The sequence below is a fragment of the Gallaecimonas mangrovi genome (assembly GCF_003367375.1).
Lineage (GTDB): Bacteria > Pseudomonadota > Gammaproteobacteria > Enterobacterales > Gallaecimonadaceae > Gallaecimonas > Gallaecimonas mangrovi.
Window position 1 is genome coordinate 2874555 of sequence record NZ_CP031416.1, and the last position, 15525, is coordinate 2890079.

A 15525-nucleotide genomic window follows, 5' to 3' on the forward strand; every position below is an offset into this window, starting at 1 on the left:
AACGTTAGGCTGCGCTGTTGGCCTAAGCACCCGGGTTTACTTGAATTTACCGGCTATTAAACCGACTATAAAACAAGATTAATTTTGCATGAGTGGCAAATGCAACATCGCCAAACCCTGACGTCTACTGGTACCCGAATACTGGCCGTTGCCATTTTTGTCATTTCTTGTTCTGCGGTAGAACTCTTCTTTCACCTAATCGACAGTAACCGCCAAGCTCAGGAAAGAGCGCAAATTATTACCGAGCTTGGTAACTTGCGTACCAAAATTGAATCGCACAGCAATGCCGCTCTTTATTTGGTGCGGGGTTTGTCGGCCTATATCAAGGCCAACCCACAGGCGAGCCAAGCGCAAATTACCCCTATTCTCAAAAACATGTATGAAGACGGCAAAAGCATTCGCTCGATTGCCGTGGCTCCTGATTTGATTATCCAAACCGTTTACCCGCTACAAGGAAACGAAAAGGTGTTGGGTGTGGATTTTCGTAAAGTCCCTAGCCAATGGCCCTATGTTGAAAAGGCCATTAACCTTAAAAGCACCGTGTTAGACGGGCCGGTAAACCTCATTCAAGGTGGCCGGGGTTTAATAAACCGTACCCCTATCTTTTTAGATAACGGCAAGCTGTGGGGCGTGGTAAGTGTGGTGCTAGATATCGACAATCTGTTAAAGCAGGCGGGTATTTATGATGAACCCACTAGCCTGAAGCTCTATCTGTATAACCCCAAAAAGCCGGAAAACAGCACCATTTACGGTGACAAGCGGGTTCTGAATGACAGTAACCGCGTCAGCCAGCCGTTGTCGTTGAACAACGAAACGTGGATTTTATCCGGGGCCGGCACCTTGGCGACCAAAACCCCTTGGTGGACCCTTGCTGGCCACCTACTTGGCTGGCTGTTATCCATAGCGCTGGCGGTGATGTATTACGTCATTATGCGCGAGCATGGGCTGAACAAGTTGCTGGCCAACAGCGACAGTTTGACCGACCTGCCCAACCGCCGCGCCTTTTACAACCAAGTAAAGGAATGCCTTGGCGAGTATAAAAAAGAAAACCGCGGTTTCGGCATCTTGTATATGGACCTCAACGGCTTTAAGCACATTAACGATACCTACGGCCATGAAGTCGGTGATGATGTACTGATCACCACCGCCAAACGCTTAAGGCAAGCCTGCCGCCAAGGCGATCAGTATTTCCGGTTAGGGGGCGATGAGTTTGTGGCTATCTTGCCAGCGGTTTCTTCGAAAGAAGAAGCAGACCACATTGGTGAGCGTATATTGGCTGCAATGAAACGCGATATCGTCATTAATTCGCAGCTCACATTATCCATTTCTGCGGCGGTGGGCTCTGCCTTTCCTGAGCCCAAAGATACTATCGACAGCTTGCTGGCTAGGGCTGACAACCGTATGTACAAAGACAAACGTGGTAACAAACCCGCTGTTGATTTCAGTATTTAGCTAGAGCGTAGCTCCCCACCAAAACCAAAGCGCCAACCAACACAACACCAGCATCAGCCAAGCCGGCCAGCTGGCTTTTACCTGTGAAGGCCCATTAACGCCGCGTTTTCGGCCAGAAAACATCGCCGGCACCAAGCGCTCGCCGCGGGCGCAGTGCACCATCACCGCCAAAACATGAATAATGCCAAGCCACACAATGTAATCGAAATTACGGTGATGAAGCAGGGTCAGCCAAGACGAGGTGTCGGCTGACACCCAGGCCGCCAGCGGCCCCTGGAAAAAAATCTCGTCGGAGGCAAATAAACCGCTACCCAGTTGCAGGCCCACCACCACCATTAAGGCCACCACCATCCAGCCCCCTAATGGATTGTGGCCAAGCTGAGCAGGCGCTTGATGGCGTAATAACTGCTGGCCATAGCGCCACACCGCCGCCGGGCTTTTAACAAAGTGGCTAAAACGGGCAGAAGGTGACCCCACAAAGCCCCAAATAACCCTCACCAGCCAAAAGGCCAGTAATGTCATGGCTACCCATTGATGCCACACCATATGGCCGTACTCTGCCGTCCACCAACAGCCCACCAGCAACAACAGTTGGCTCCAGTGAAAGCCCCGAACAAAGCTGTCCCAAACCCTGACCATAGCTGCATTCCCTTGGTTTATTTGTTGCCGTTATCAATACCATCAAAGGCCACTGGGTGTTTGGCTAATTTGCGCTGCAAGGTGCGCCGGTGCATACCCAGCGCCCTTGCCGTTGCTGACACATTGCCGTCGTTGTCAGCCAACACCTTTTGAATATGCTCCCACTCCAGGCGCGCGGGGGGCAGTGGCAGGCTGGCAGCGGTCTGTTGCGCTTCGCCGCCAATCGCTGCCAGCAGCGATGCGGTGTCCAGCGGTTTCGGCAAATAATCATCGGCGCCAGCTTTAATGGCAGCCACCGCCGAGGCAATAGCCGCGTAGCCGGTAACCACTAAAATGCGCGCTTGCGGTAATAACGAGCGCAGCGGCGCGATAAAAGGCAAGCTGGTGCCTTCTTTGAGTTTCAAGTCCAGTACCACCACAGCAGGCTGCAGCGACGTTGCCGTCTCAACCAGGGTGTCACTGCTTTCCAAGTAGCTCACATCAAAGCCTTTGCGTTTAAGCACCCGTTGCAAGGTTTGGCCAAGGGCAACATCGTCTTCTAATAGCAACAGTTTCATGGTTTTTTCAGCCCTACTTGTATCCAGCTGCGTTTGCCATCGCCTTGGATTTTTAAAAAGCCGCCTAATCGCTCAAAGCTGGCATGGGCCAAAAACAGCCCCAGCCCTGGCCCCGGGTGGCGATGAGAAGGCAAAGGTTGGCCCAGGGCTTTTGCCAACTCAGGGGCAAGGCCGGGACCACCGTCGTCAATGTCCAATAGCCAATGGCCAGCCCCTTCTGCTAGCGACAATTGAATGTTGTCCGTTTGATAAGCGGCATTATCCAACAGGTTCAACAGTGCCGGGATCAAGGTGGTGTCACAGCGCACAGCGCCAACAACGGTGTCCGGCGTATGCAACTGGGTTTGTGGCCGCAGTAACCGAAAGCGCTCGGCCAAATCGGCTAAAAGCGTACTCAATTGACGATTACCAACCGGCTCGGGCTCTGCCGCTTCTCGCACTTTTTGTAGCAGCGCCGCGCAACGCGTTAATGCCTGCTGCAGTGCCGCTAACCGGGTATCAGTTTGCTCTTCGGCTAACTCATCAGCGGTAAGCCTGGCTACCGACAGAGGGGTGGCCAGTTGGTGAGCGGCTAGCGCCGCCTGCGACGCTACCGCCATCACTTGTTCGGAACGCAATTGCCGTTCGCGCAGCTGCAAAATAGCCTTGTCCTGGCGACGAAAAATACGGTTAGTGCGGTAGGCAAAAAGCACCATGATCACCATGGTCAGCAGGGTATTGGCCCACATTCCCCAATAATGGCCATGGTCGTGCCAACCATCGTTGTCGGGCAACAACATCAGCGAGCTGTAACCGGCCAAGGCCATTAGCGAGATCCAAATAGCCGCCCCTTCAGCTTTCGCCAAAAGTACGATCACCACCGGTAAAAGATAAAGAGAAACAAAGGGATTGGTATGACCGCCAGAAAGGGCAAACAAGGCGGTGAGGAAAAGCATGTCGGCGAGCAGTAAAGACCAGCGCACACCAAAGCGCAGGCTCAAAGCGCCAAGCGCCCCTTGCCCGGCCCAAATAACAAGCAACCAAGCCAGGTGAAAAGGCAGCCCTGCCACCCCAAGCCACAGCAGCATTAACGCTTCAGCAGCCCAAAGTAATAGGCGCATGGCCTGGATATCTTTGGCAGATAGCACGCTTAAATCCTCTCAACTATGCCTTGGAAAAAAGGCGCAAACAAGGGGTTGTCGACTGGAAATGTCAGCCGATTCACGCTTTATTTTCACATGGCTTCAATGCAATGAAAAGTTGATCAAGATCACATGACAGCGCGCTCGAGAAAGCGTAGTTTGAAGTTGAAGGCAATACACAAGTGATGACTTAGGAGGTCGTAATATGCGTATCGACATCACCAGCCGTACCCAGCCTGTAACCGACGCTCTGGATGCTCAAATCCAAAAACAATTGAGCAAACTAGAACGGTTCGATGTCCCCCTAATCAACCCCAAACTGGTCATAGACCGTGACGGTATGACAGTGTTGATGGAAGCCACCATTGGCTTGCCCAACGGGGAGCTGGTTGCCAAAGCCCGAGACCTTGATGGTTATGTAGCTCTGGCCTCTCTGGTGCAAAAACTCCAACGTCAATTGAAGACTTATCTGCACAAACCCAACGCCCACCGGGCAACACGCTCTAACCGGGCTCAGTTACTTCAATCCACTGCCACCGACAGTATGATCTGACTTGCCTTGCTGCTCCTGCATTGCCTGGGGCAGCAAATCCAACCGAGAGGGGCAACCGATAAGGTTGCCCTGCGCATAATCAAGCCCCAGCCTTCTTACAAAATCCAAAAGCTCTGGCTTATCCACAAACTCCGCCACCACCGGCAACGACAAGCCTCTACAGACCGACGCAATACCGCGCACTATGGCCCGGTCACGGCGGCTATTGGTGAGGTCGCGAATAAGGCAGCCGTCGATTTTCACATAATCAACCGGTAGCGCTTGCAGGTATTTAAAGGATGAAAAGCCGCTGCCAAAGTCATCCAGGGCAAAACGCACCCCAACTTCTTGCAATGACGCCATAAACCGGCGCGCTTCGGCCAAGTTCTCTATCGCCACCGACTCGGTTATCTCAATACAAAGCGTTTGTGGCGGCACCTTGGCTTCACGCAGCCAATGGCGAATGGTGAGTGCAAAACGGCTTTCAGATAGACTCAAGCCACTTAAATTGATGGCCAGTATCAACTGGTTATGAAGCTCTGGCCGTGCCGCCAGCCAGTCGATAACCGCCTTTATTACCCAGCGGTCCAGGCGCGACGTTAGTTGGAAGTCGTCACTGGCAGCCATGAAGCGTCCCGGGGTCAGCATTTCCCCCTGCTCCCCCAGCATGCGCACCAGTACTTCGGCCCGCATCGGGCCAAACTGCGGTTTAAGCGGCACCAGGGGTTGGTAGAAAAGTAAAAACTGGTTGTTGGCAATGGCTTGGCTAACATCTTTGGCCCAGCGCGAGGCTTGTAGCCGCTCGACCAACACCGGATGGTCGGTGGTAAATTTCACCCACGGCTTATCAGATGGTAAATGGCAGGCAAAATCGCAGCGGCGCAAGCCTTCCCACAGATCCAGATGCGCCTCTCCTACACAGACGCCGGCTTTTACCGCCATCGGGAAGCCCTCTTGGTCAATACGGGCAACTTCACCGGCAAGTACGCTAAGTAGGGCCTCAAGGCGTTCCTGCCAGCCGTCGTTTTCAAGTAAACGCAGCCAAAAGGTGTCGCCATCAGGGCGGCTGGCAAATTCGCCATGGCGCAAAGCGCCGGCGATTATTTCACCCAAGCAGCGCAGCAGGTTGTCACCGGCATCAAGCCCTAAGTTATCGTTTAATAAGCGAAAACGGCTAAGGTTTAGCTGCACCAGTACAGAACCGCGTAACCCCATAGCGGCAAGGCGCAGAATAAAGCCCTGGCGGTTCAACAGGCCAGTTAAGCTGTCTTTTTGTAATTGGGCGCGCAGGTTACGCAGCTGCATTTGCTGGCCCCGCTGGCAGCTCAATTGCAACCACAATAGGTTGTCGCGGCGAAGGCCAAACAGCTGGTAGCCGTCTAAGGGCAGTTCAATAATGTCAGTGCTGCCATCGCGCCAGGCAGTTAAGGCGGCCAGGGGCCAGTCGAGGGGTAAATCGCTAAGGTGGCGGCCGATAGGGTCAGCAGGTAGGGGAATCCATTGGCCAACAGCCGGGCTGAGCTGCTGAATGTTAAATTGGCCATCAACAATCAACCAGCCACTGCGAGACTCGGCCGCTAATTGTTCGGTAACATGCTGACGCTCTTGTAAAATATCAAGGCGTTGTTGCAGTTGTTGTTTTTGATGTTGGCTTCGCCACCATAGCGCAGCGAAAACCAAAGTGAAGCTACAAAAACCAAAGATTGCCAACCACAGTGGCATTACGTTTGCTCCCAAAATGCAGTCTTATTGCTGCTTATCAATGACTAGCCAAAGATCCGGCCTTCTTTGTATCGTTATTAACGGTATTCTGATGGACTGACCTGAAACAGCAAGGAAAATTATTGTGAAATGGCGTATCGGTGCATTCATTCTGGCGTTACTTGCTGTTTCACCCCTGCTGATTCTTTATTTCAGTACCCCAAGGCTGGACGGCAGCGTACAAGTGCCGGGCCTGAACTCGTCGGTGGTCATTAACCGCGACAAAAATGGCGTGCCGCTGATTCTCGCCAAAAACAAGCTCGACCTGGCCCAAGCCCTGGGGTATCTGCACGGCCAGGAACGTTTTTTCCAAATGGACTTAATGCGCCGGCTTTCAGCTGGCGAGCTGGCGGCATTGGTGGGTGATAAAGCCCTGCCCCATGATCTGGACGTACGCCGTCATCGCTTTCGGGCCTTGGCCGAACAGCAGTTAGCCGCGCTGCCGCCGCAGCAACGCGCGGTGTTGGTAGCCTATAGCAACGGTGTTAACAAAGGCTTAAGTGATTTGTTAACACCGCCCTTTGAATACTGGCTGCTAAGGCAAAAGCCCAAACCCTGGACACCGGCAGACAGCTTGCTGGTCATAGACAGCATGTATCTGGATTTACAAGGTGACAGCGCCGTACGTGAATGGAGCCTTGCCGCCGTAAAAGCGCGCCTGAACCCGGCGCAGCTGCGCTTCTGGTTTCCCTTCGGTGGCAGCTTTGATGCCGCCCTCGACGACACCTATCCAGAAAAAGCCACAGTGCCTGACGGCAGCTTTCCTAACCTGCAAACGCCAGTAACGCCCAAAGATCCGCAACATCCCGGTTCCAACGGCTGGGCCATTGCCGGGCGTTTTACCAACGACGGCGCCGCCATGTTGGCCTCCGACATGCACCTAGGCTTGCAAGTGCCCAATGTCTGGTATCGCATGGCCGCTCGGGTGGGCAGCACCACCGAAGTGGGCCTAACCCTGCCTGGCGCTCCGGCCCTGGTGGTGGGGTCTAATGGCCATATTGCTTGGGGTTTTACCAATTCCTACGGCGATTTTTCCGATCTGGTTGTGCTTAATAAGCTGGGTAATAACCAATACCAAACCCAAGACGGCCCCAAAGCCTTTACCGAACACAAAGAAGTGGTTACCAGCAGCAGCGGCAAGTCGAAAACCCTGACCGTGAAAGACAGTATTTGGGGGCCGGTTATGGGCAAATTGCCAGGCGGCCAACCTTATGCCCAGCTTTGGACGGCGCAGCAAGCCAATGCTGTAAACCTTAATTTAATGAAGCTTATCGACTGCCCTGACGTCAGTTGCGCTTTGGCATTAGCCCCCACCATGGGCATTCCCACCCAAAACCTGATTTTGGCGGACAACCGTGGCAACGTTGCCTGGACCCTGGCCGGGTCCATTCCGGAACGCCAGGGCTATACCGGCCTAGACCCGGTTGACCTTTCCAAAGCCAATGTCAGCTGGCACGACAGCCTGCCCGCCAGTGCCTACCCCAAACGTATCAACCCGCCTGATGGCCGCATTTGGAGCGCTAACCAGCGCATGCTGGGCGGCGCCGACCTAAGCCGCATTGGTGATGGCGGTTACGCCTTGGGCGAACGCGCTGGCAATATTCGCGACCTTTTAAAAAGCCAAAACCTATGGGATGAAAAAGGCTTTTTTGCCATGCAATACAACAACAAGGTGCCTATTTACGATTTTTGGGCCGCGCTGCTTTCCCACCAGTTAACACAAATGCCGCCGTCGCCCGATATTGTTAAAGCCCGCCGCTTGCTGGATAACTGGGACGGCACAGCTTCCGCAGATTCACAAGCTTTTGTGCTCATCCACGATTTTCGCCAGTCGATGCTGGGGCTGCTGTTCTCGCCCTTTTATCATCTCAACACCCTGCTACCGGGCTTTTCGGCACAAACCCTCAGTAGCCAATGGGAATATCCGCTGCGCCAACTGGTTAGCCAGCAGCCTGCCAACTTGCTACCCGCGGGCTACGACACCTGGCAAGGGCTACTGAGCGAACAAGCCGCCCACCAGGTTGCCCACAGCGCCGATGCCGGCTGGCCAACCTGGGGCAGCGTGCACCAAAGCCATATCCGCCACCCCTTGTCATCCGCCCTGCCCGACTGGCTTTCTCGTTTTTTGGATGCGCCAATGCGGCCGCAATCGGGCGACAGCTACGCGGTGCACGTTACCGCTGCCCAGTTTGGTGCCTCAGAGCGGCTGGTGGTGACCCCAGGCCATGAAGACCGCGGCATTTTAGTGATGCCCGGTGGCCAAAGCGGTAACCCCTTTAGCCCTTATTACCTAGCCGGGCAACAAGACTGGCAACAAGGCCACCCCGAGCCATTAATGCCGCAGGAAATGCGATGGCAGCTGACCTTAACGCCCTAACCGGCACCTATTATCTTGACCACCTTGAAAGCCTGCTGGCGGCGGTAAAAGGTCGCTACGGCGACCTTTTTGATAGCGACGAACAAGCCTTGCTGGCCGATTTTGCCGCCCTGCCAGTGGATGCAAGAGCCCTTTATGCGCGTTTTCTTAGCCGCCGCGGCAGTTGCTTTCGCCAAGACAAGCTGCACTACCGCGAGCTTGATGTAGAACAGGCTATCCACCACCTGGCAAAAAGCGGCTTTATTGCCCCCGCCCCGGCGGACAATAGCGTTATTTTGCCGTTACTGACCAAAGCCGAAATTGGCCACTTTTATGGCCTTGATGCCAAACAAAAGCGCCCGGTTTTACTGCAACAAGCGCAGCTAATGGCAGTGCCAGCTCTCCCCTTTTGGGTGTGGCAAACCTTAAATGAAGGCCTGTTTCGTCGCTGCTTGCTGCTTTATTTTGGTAATGCTTATCAAGACCTTAGTGAATTTATTACCACCACCCTTGAACATGTGCGCTATGAAAGCTACCCCCTTGATAGCGCCAGCCGTTTTTACCAAGACCGCCCCCACCTGGAACGCCACTTTCAATTGGCAGAACTGGCCAAAACGCTCGATGCCACGGATGACGAGGCCTTGGTTGCCCTCGCCGATAGCTGGCCCCAAGGGGACGATAACCGCTGGCAGCGGCTAACCTTGCAGCTGGCCCGCCGCCTGGAACGGGCTGGGTGTTGGCAACAGGCCCTGGCCTTTTATGAAAAGCTCAGCCTGCCACCCGCCCGGGAACGGCGAGTGCGGGTACTGGAAAAACAACAAGGGGTAGAAGCTGCCTGGCAAGCCTTAGTGCCCATTATTCAGGCGCCAAAAGATGCCAGTGAACAGGATTTTATTGATATTTTCGGCCAGCGGTTGGCCAAAAAATGCGGCCAGCTGTTGCCGCAACAAGCGGTGAGTACATTGCCAGAATGGCAAAAGCCCTTGCTGGCGGGCGAGCAAAGCGTTGAACAAAAAGCGCTGTGTTACTTTGCAGACGGCATGCACAGTGAAAACCAGCTAATGACCGGTCTTTTTGGTTTGTTGTTCTGGGACATTATCTTTGCCCCCATACCGGGCGCCTTTTTTCACCCCTTTCAACGTGGCCCGCGCGACCTATTCAGCCAGCAGTTTTACCCACGCCGCCAGGCACTTATTGACCAGCGCCTAACCGACATCGCTAGCGGCTGGCAGCAGCGCGCCCACATCACCTTTGCCAACAAATACGGTATTGCCAACGCTTTAGTGCAGTGGCCGTTTTGGACCGAGCAGCGCTTAGCCCTTTGCCGCCATATTAGCGGCGCGCATTTAGTGGCCTGGTTTCGCCACTATCTTGCCGACCCACGCCATCACCGCAGCGGCTTTCCCGACTTGCTGGTTGTGGAAGAGCGCGGTTACCGGCTGGTGGAAGTCAAAGGCCCCGGCGATCGCCTACAGCCAGGGCAAAAGCGCTGGCTAAGAACACTGGCAAGCCAAGGCCTGCCAGTCGCGGTGTTGCACCTTAATTAAAACGCGTTAACGTCTCTTATCTGCGACCACCCCACCTGATCTTTTAGCTGCCTGGGCGGCAGTGAAGTCTGCATCTTCCTGAATAAGCGCCAGCTTTCGTTTCTTAGCTGCCTGGGCGGCAGTGAAGGTGGCTTGGGGCGCGGCTAACGCCGGTTGGATTTTCTTAGCTGCCTGGGCGGCAGTGAAGACGGTGGAGGTTCCAGATGGAAATTTGCATTATTTCTTAGCTGCCTGGGCGGCAGTGAAGGCCCAAAGCCAACCCATAAAATGGGCCTGAAATTTCTTAGCTGCCTGGGCGGCAGTGAAGGATGAAATTGAAACCATCAACGGTATTGAGTTTTTCTTAGCTGCCTGGGCGGCAGTGAAGGCCCAAAGCCAACCCATAAAATGGGCCTGAAATTTCTTAGCTGCCTGGGCGGCAGTGAAGAACGATTCCCATATATCAAGAGCATCCTCTATTTTCTTAGCTGCCTGGGCGGCAGTGAAGGGCGATCCTTTGGCCAAAGCCCGTGCGCTGATTTTCTTAGCTGCCTGGGCGGCAGTGAAGCAGAGCGGCTGACCAAGAGGGCGGTATAGCAATTTCTTAGCTGCCTGGGCGGCAGTGAAGAACTGTAATCAATAGCCGCGCCGGTAGCGGAATTTCTTAGCTGCCTGGGCGGCAGTGAAGGATGAAACGTATACCGTTATTCCCCAGTCTTTTTTCTTAGCTGCCTGGGCGGCAGTGAAGAAGTTTTGATGGAGAACTGCGATTGTATCAATTTTCTTAGCTGCCTGGGCGGCAGTGAAGTAATTTCGCTAATGCTAATGGAATACTCTGGCTTTCTTAGCTGCCTGGGCGGCAGTGAAGACATCCGGCATTGAACGGGGCCTGGTGTCCGATTTCTTAGCTGCCTGGGCGGCAGTGAAGGACTTGATCGCGTTCAGGTTAATAGGCCAGCCTTTCTTAGCTGCCTGGGCGGCAGTGAAGAACTTGAAAACGACGGCGCCGTGCCCGCTTAATTTCTTAGCTGCCTGGGCGGCAGTGAAGTGAATGAAACCTATGCTTCATCGTCTCAATTTTTTCTTAGCTGCCTGGGCGGCAGTGAAGGTTCATGCGAAGGGTTTGGGGAAGGGGGATTTCTTAGCTGCCTGGGCGGCAGTGAAGTGTAGAATCACAGGGGCCGCCCGAGCCTCGAATTTCTTAGCTGCCTGGGCGGCAGTGAAGTTGCAGGGCGGCTCAAGCTATCCGCAACAGATTTTCTTAGCTGCCTGGGCGGCAGTGAAGGTGGGAAAAGCCCAAGTCTTCAAGCTTTCGGCTTTCTTAGCTGCCTGGGCGGCAGTGAAGTTATCGCCTATCATATCCGTAAGGTTTTCAATTTTCTTAGCTGCCTGGGCGGCAGTGAAGACCACCTAACTGGCACCTGTGACACTTGTTTTTTTCTTAGCTGCCTGGGCGGCAGTGAAGTCTTGGGTTGGTTTCTGGCCATTTCGTTGTCTTTTCTTAGCTGCCTGGGCGGCAGTGAAGTAGAGCCTGTCTAACCTAACGTTCTGATTGTTAAAGAGCAATAGTGCAAAAGGCCAGCGCAGCCCTTTTTTAAAGCTGCGCTGTAAGGTTTTGTTTTTAAAAGGCCTCTATGGAGCTTTTAAAAAAGGGTCAAAACCATGGGATGGTGGCTGATGGGCTTAAGCCGTAGCGGTTAAAGAGGCCAGGCTGCGGCGCCTGCTGCAATGGCCCAAGTTCTAAAAACAGGCGAAACCGCTGGCCGGTACTGCCGCTTTGCAGTTGCAAGTACGGCAAGTTAAGCCATTTAGCAGCGCTGTCGGGGATCCGCGCTTTGGCTTCCTGTTCGCTGATACCCAAACATTTGATGCTGCGGCGGCGAAGCCGCTCTGGGCTGCTTTTGGCTTGTACCCGCTTTAACTGCCGGTATTGTGCATGGTCAGGCACCAACGCAATGGCACCTACCTCGGTATGGTCGCGCATTCCCAACAGCCATGGCTCGGCCATCAGCATATCAAGGGGCTTGGCATCGCCAAATAAGCGCATCACGCCACCCAGTCCGGCATGTTGCTGCTCCATTAACGGAAAACTCACGGCCACTTGCAGTTCGCCGCGCTGTGCCAATATGCGATGTAATTTACTGAACAGCGCGGCCATCAGATGCGCGGCCGAAAACTCCGGATCGGGCCGCAACCGAATATCAATGTAGTGGTTCATGGTTAATCCGCCTTACCAAACACGCCACCACGAATAAGCGTTGCCACCACAAAATGCTGCTGCTCCTTTGCTGGCTCTTTGTCGGCGGTGATCCAGTTATCAAGCAGGGTGTAGAAGTCCATTTTGGCTTTGGGTTGGCGATAGGCTTTGCCTTCGGTGGTGACCGAGCCGTAGGGCTCAACAGCAATAGGGCCTAGGTCGTCGCCAGCTTCACTCGGATACCAGGTGTCGATGGTGCGAAGGGCATTTCCGATTTTTTGCGAGTGAATGCCGGCGATACCCTCGACGCTGTAAAGGGTTTTACTTTTACGGTCGCCCTGGGATTTGTCGAGAATAAGCTCTTGGGATGGAAACACTTCTTGCCCGGCGCCAAGGCGCACAAATGCGCTAACGGCCAGCAATACATGCTGCTCGCCAGCCAAGCCTTGTTCAATCAGCTTGGCAAGCTCGGCCACGGCGCTGTGGTTGCCAAACTCACGCAGCGAATGCGCTAAGGCATCAAAAGTCCAGCTTTGCTGAGTCTGGCCATCAACCAGATGGCTAACCACCACTTCTACTTGCTCGGCGCCAAAGCGGTTGCGCCACAAGAAGCGGCCATTGGCGAGGTTACTGGCGTAGCGACTGGCCAGTTCAGCAAAGCCATACTGACTCACGTAACCGGCCACCGTTTGTTTGAGCTTGTCGCGATAAGCGATGTCATTACAAGCAGAGGGCTGCCCGGTACCGGCCAACACTCGCAGGGTAAAGGCCACTTTTAGGGTGTCGGTAGTGGCTTGCAAAGCCGCCACATCAACGGTTTGCAGGTTCGGTTTTTCTATTTGGGCATCGAGTTTGGCCGGGTCCAACTCTTTGGCTTTAAGGCGGTTGGAAATAGTGCCGCGTACTGACTTGGTTCCCACGCTAATACCTGGCCAGCCTTGGCTTTGCTGGCGCTCGTGCCAGTTGCCAGCAAACATCAGCGCGTCAGAGGGGTCAAGCTTGCGTTCAAAGGCTAATACCGAAGCGGTTTTTACTGGTGCAGTTGCCATATTCAGGTTCCTTTTCAAATGTGAGAGGTTTCAACAGTAAATTCGTTAAGACAGCGATACAGGCCTTCTTCAGGCAGGGTGACGGGGTACCAAAGCAGTTGCTGGTGCCCCTCCAGCCGGTGCGGACTCAGCCACTGGCCAATGGAATAAAGGCTTTCTACAAAGCGAAAGGGCACCCGTGGGTCGCGGGCGTTAGCCACTTGGCCGGGTGCATAGGGGTCGGACAAAGCCCCGAAGCCAACAGGAATGGGGACCAGCCAGCCGGGCGGGCGCCGCGCTTGCCATTGCGCTTTGTCAGTGCCTTGCTGTTGCAACGGCTTTATCTGCAAGCTCGACAAATCAAGCCAGGCATCAAGGCGCGAAGCCGCTGGGTTGGTTTGTTGCAACTCTTCCAGCCGCGCTTGCAGTAAATCGTCACGGCAAACCAGGGCAAAACCCGGCAGCCATTGGCGAGACAGTGTGCGAAAGATTTTATGCCGGGCCTCGGTGCTATCCCCCAGGCTGACAAGTTGCGGTTTTTGATAAAAAGCACGGGTGCCGGGCTTGGCAGCTAGCACGCTACCGCCAGCAATACGCATGGTTGCTAGGGTGTCGGCGCAGTATTGGGCCATCTGGGCATATTGCTGTGGGTCTGCTGCCATGCCCTGCCCCGCCACCCCAAATACCAGGGTGATCTCCAGGTGGGCGCGCCCTTCTTCGACAATAGCGGCCGTTGAGCCGTTTTTATCCACGGGGTTGCGGGTCAGGCGAAAGGCACGGGTATAACCCCCTTGGGTAACTTGGGCTTCAAAGTGATGGCAGATCACTCCCACACTCAAGAACTGCAAGCCGGTATGGCCATGGGTTTTACGCTCTAGCGCGGTCATCAAGCCAGTAAAGGCGGTGATGGCCGGGAAGCCCCAGGTCATAGGGCTGGAGATACAGTTAGCGTTTTGTACCTTGATGCGGGGCACTACCAGCAAGCCGGTTTCTGGCGAGTTAGTCATGGCTCAACTCCTTTTGTAACTGATCCAGCTCTTGTTGCAGGTGCTTGAGCCAATGGCGCCAGTCATCGTCGAGCTTGACCTCCTTTTGCCATTGCGCGAACTCCGGGTCGCCCACCGGCAGCCCGGCTTTATGGAGCTGGGCGTTAAGCCAATTAGCAAAACGCTCGCGGATTTGCTGTGGCCAGTCGGCTTGTTGGCGACGCTCGGCAAAGTCGAGGTCCGATTTGGCGCGGTAGGGGTCTAGCCAGAAGATCTCTTCTTCCACCAAGCGGCAATCGGGGTGCTGGCTCCAACCTGGGTTTAGCTCCCAGAACTCGGCGCCAAATTGCAGCAACTCATCCACTACGGCTGAGGTAAGGGAAAAACGGGTTTCGCGAGTGCGCAGGTTTTTCGGTGGCTCGGCTTTTAATAACCCCTGCAAGGCTTTGACGGTTTGGCGCACAGCCGGGCGCCGACCAAATCGCTTGAAAACCGAATCGGTTTTCAGAGGCGGCGTAAGCAAGCTGGTATCCCAACTGGGTGGCAGAGACGCTAACAGGTAGTTATTACCACCACGCTCACTGTTGAGCTGGCTGATATTTTGCGGCTTGGTACCACCGAGTTTTTGCACCGCCAGGTTGGGGTAGTCGCAATAACCGGTTTCGTGAAAGTGGCCATTGCGGCGCGCCTCACGCGCCGCTTTGGCTTCTTCGCCAAAGCGGTGCTGGTTGATGCGAGTAAAAACCTCATGGGCCAGCGAGCTGGCATAAAGGGGCGCCAACACCTGGTAGTGAAGGTCGTTACAGGGGTCTTCGCCGGTTAACCAGTAAATTTGTTTGGCCTGTGGGTGACTGGCAAGAGCGCCATCGCTGCCAAGGAGGCTGGCAAAAGCTGCCAGCCACTGCTCGGCCTTAGCGGCGTCTTTACTTAGTGCCGCCTTGAAGGCAGCATCATCCGCCAGCGCCAGTTCCAGCAAGGTATTGCCATGCTCGTCGGTCAGCTTTAAAAACTTGTACACATCTAGCGCGGCGGCGTTACCCACTACATCGGCTTGAAAGCCACCGGCCAAATCATGGCTACCCAGCAATGAATGGGCTTTTAAGGTGCCAGGGCTAACGTAAAGATTGCTGCCTTTGGCATCAGGGTGAATGGCTTTGAGGGTGTGAGTAACACTTTGGATTTGCCCTACCCGGCGGGCAGCACTTTCCAACCAGGCGTCATATTGATACTGCGCCGTGAGCAGAGCGTATTTAGGGTCATCCGCTACTAGCTTTTCCAGCTTGGCAGCCAATCGCCCTTGGATAAACTCGGCGATAAGCGCGCGTAGCTTTTGAGATCGGCTTTCTAAGTCAGCCATAAATAAGCCTCCC

At 54.5% G+C, this 15525-nt stretch carries 12 protein-coding genes and 1 CRISPR repeat array; of the genes, 4 read left to right on the forward strand and 8 right to left on the reverse strand.

The window, feature by feature from the left end:
• Positions 1 to 99: 99 nt before the first annotated feature.
• On the forward strand, positions 100 to 1452 hold the full coding sequence (locus DW350_RS13830; protein ID WP_115719496.1) for a diguanylate cyclase domain-containing protein: 1353 nt from the start codon (positions 100 to 102) through the stop codon (positions 1450 to 1452).
• Here the strand turns inward: DW350_RS13830 and DW350_RS13835 are convergent, their stop codons facing one another.
• The 3 genes from DW350_RS13835 to DW350_RS13845 are packed head-to-tail and all read right to left on the reverse strand — an operon-like array spanning position 1453 to position 3775.
• A complete protein-coding gene (locus DW350_RS13835) occupies positions 1453 to 2091 on the reverse strand; it encodes a cytochrome b/b6 domain-containing protein (RefSeq protein ID WP_115719497.1) in 639 nt (212 codons plus the stop codon).
• 17 nt (positions 2092 to 2108) lie between these two features.
• Positions 2109 to 2648: a response regulator transcription factor gene (locus DW350_RS13840; RefSeq protein WP_115719498.1), complete on the reverse strand. Its 540-nt coding sequence runs from the start codon at positions 2646 to 2648 to the stop codon at positions 2109 to 2111.
• A complete protein-coding gene (locus DW350_RS13845) occupies positions 2645 to 3775 on the reverse strand; it encodes an ATP-binding protein (RefSeq protein ID WP_115719499.1) in 1131 nt (376 codons plus the stop codon). The genes DW350_RS13840 and DW350_RS13845 overlap by 4 nt, the downstream gene beginning before the upstream one ends.
• Before the next feature lie 199 nt (positions 3776 to 3974).
• Between DW350_RS13845 and hpf the strand changes: the two genes are divergently transcribed.
• Entirely contained in the window at positions 3975 to 4322 is a 348-nt protein-coding gene (gene hpf, locus DW350_RS13850; protein ID WP_115719500.1) for a ribosome hibernation-promoting factor, HPF/YfiA family, read from the forward strand.
• On the opposite strand, the gene DW350_RS13855 is transcribed toward hpf, so the two are convergent.
• The gene (locus DW350_RS13855; RefSeq protein ID WP_115719501.1) at positions 4287 to 6023 is read right to left on the reverse strand and encodes an EAL domain-containing protein; all 1737 of its coding nucleotides are present in this window, start codon (positions 6021 to 6023) and stop codon (positions 4287 to 4289) included. The genes hpf and DW350_RS13855 overlap by 36 nt on opposite strands.
• Positions 6024 to 6147: 124 nt before the next feature.
• Here DW350_RS13855 and DW350_RS13860 point away from each other — a divergent pair, with 124 nt between their 5' ends.
• Both DW350_RS13860 and DW350_RS13865 read left to right on the forward strand, forming a co-directional pair.
• A complete protein-coding gene (locus DW350_RS13860) occupies positions 6148 to 8439 on the forward strand; it encodes a penicillin acylase family protein (protein ID WP_192954685.1) in 2292 nt (763 codons plus the stop codon).
• Positions 8415 to 9965, forward strand: coding sequence for a VRR-NUC domain-containing protein (locus DW350_RS13865; protein ID WP_115719503.1), 1551 nt, complete (start codon positions 8415 to 8417; stop codon positions 9963 to 9965). The genes DW350_RS13860 and DW350_RS13865 overlap by 25 nt, the downstream gene beginning before the upstream one ends.
• Positions 9966 to 10004: 39 nt before the next feature.
• A CRISPR array of direct repeats spans positions 10005 to 11469; the repeat unit is 28 nt; unit sequence TTTCTTAGCTGCCTGGGCGGCAGTGAAG.
• Positions 11470 to 11598: 129 nt separating this feature from the next.
• On the opposite strand, the gene cas6f is transcribed toward DW350_RS13865, so the two are convergent.
• The 4 genes from cas6f to csy1 are packed head-to-tail and all read right to left on the reverse strand — an operon-like array spanning position 11599 to position 15512.
• On the reverse strand, positions 11599 to 12162 hold the full coding sequence (cas6f, locus tag DW350_RS13870; protein ID WP_115719504.1) for a type I-F CRISPR-associated endoribonuclease Cas6/Csy4: 564 nt from the start codon (positions 12160 to 12162) through the stop codon (positions 11599 to 11601).
• Positions 12163 to 12164: 2 nt separating this feature from the next.
• Positions 12165 to 13190: a type I-F CRISPR-associated protein Csy3 gene (gene csy3 / locus DW350_RS13875; RefSeq protein ID WP_115719505.1), complete on the reverse strand. Its 1026-nt coding sequence runs from the start codon at positions 13188 to 13190 to the stop codon at positions 12165 to 12167.
• A 14-nt stretch (positions 13191 to 13204) separates the two neighbouring features.
• On the reverse strand, positions 13205 to 14176 hold the full coding sequence (csy2, locus tag DW350_RS13880; RefSeq protein WP_115719506.1) for a type I-F CRISPR-associated protein Csy2: 972 nt from the start codon (positions 14174 to 14176) through the stop codon (positions 13205 to 13207).
• On the reverse strand, positions 14169 to 15512 hold the full coding sequence (gene csy1, locus DW350_RS13885) for a type I-F CRISPR-associated protein Csy1 (RefSeq protein ID WP_115719507.1): 1344 nt from the start codon (positions 15510 to 15512) through the stop codon (positions 14169 to 14171). Before csy1 ends, csy2 begins: the two co-directional genes overlap by 8 nt.
• Between the last annotated feature and the right edge of the window lie 13 nt (positions 15513 to 15525).

Bases quoted from the DNA above. Each gene is read 5' to 3' on its own strand.
- csy3 (WP_115719505.1), bottom strand. From the start codon at position 13,190: ATGGCAACTGCACCAGTAAAAACCGCTTCGGTATTAGCCTTTGAACGC.
- csy2 (WP_115719506.1), bottom strand. From the start codon at position 14,176: ATGACTAACTCGCCAGAAACCGGCTTGCTGGTAGTGCCCCGCATCAAG.
- csy1 (WP_115719507.1), bottom strand. From the start codon at position 15,512: ATGGCTGACTTAGAAAGCCGATCTCAAAAGCTACGCGCGCTTATCGCC.
- DW350_RS13835 (WP_115719497.1), bottom strand. From the start codon at position 2,091: ATGGTCAGGGTTTGGGACAGCTTTGTTCGGGGCTTTCACTGGAGCCAA.
- DW350_RS13830 (WP_115719496.1), top strand. From the start codon at position 100: ATGCAACATCGCCAAACCCTGACGTCTACTGGTACCCGAATACTGGCC.
- cas6f (WP_115719504.1), bottom strand. From the start codon at position 12,162: ATGAACCACTACATTGATATTCGGTTGCGGCCCGATCCGGAGTTTTCG.
- DW350_RS13865 (WP_115719503.1), top strand. From the start codon at position 8,415: ATGGCAGCTGACCTTAACGCCCTAACCGGCACCTATTATCTTGACCAC.
- DW350_RS13855 (WP_115719501.1), bottom strand. From the start codon at position 6,023: ATGCCACTGTGGTTGGCAATCTTTGGTTTTTGTAGCTTCACTTTGGTT.
- hpf (WP_115719500.1), top strand. From the start codon at position 3,975: ATGCGTATCGACATCACCAGCCGTACCCAGCCTGTAACCGACGCTCTG.
- DW350_RS13840 (WP_115719498.1), bottom strand. From the start codon at position 2,648: ATGAAACTGTTGCTATTAGAAGACGATGTTGCCCTTGGCCAAACCTTG.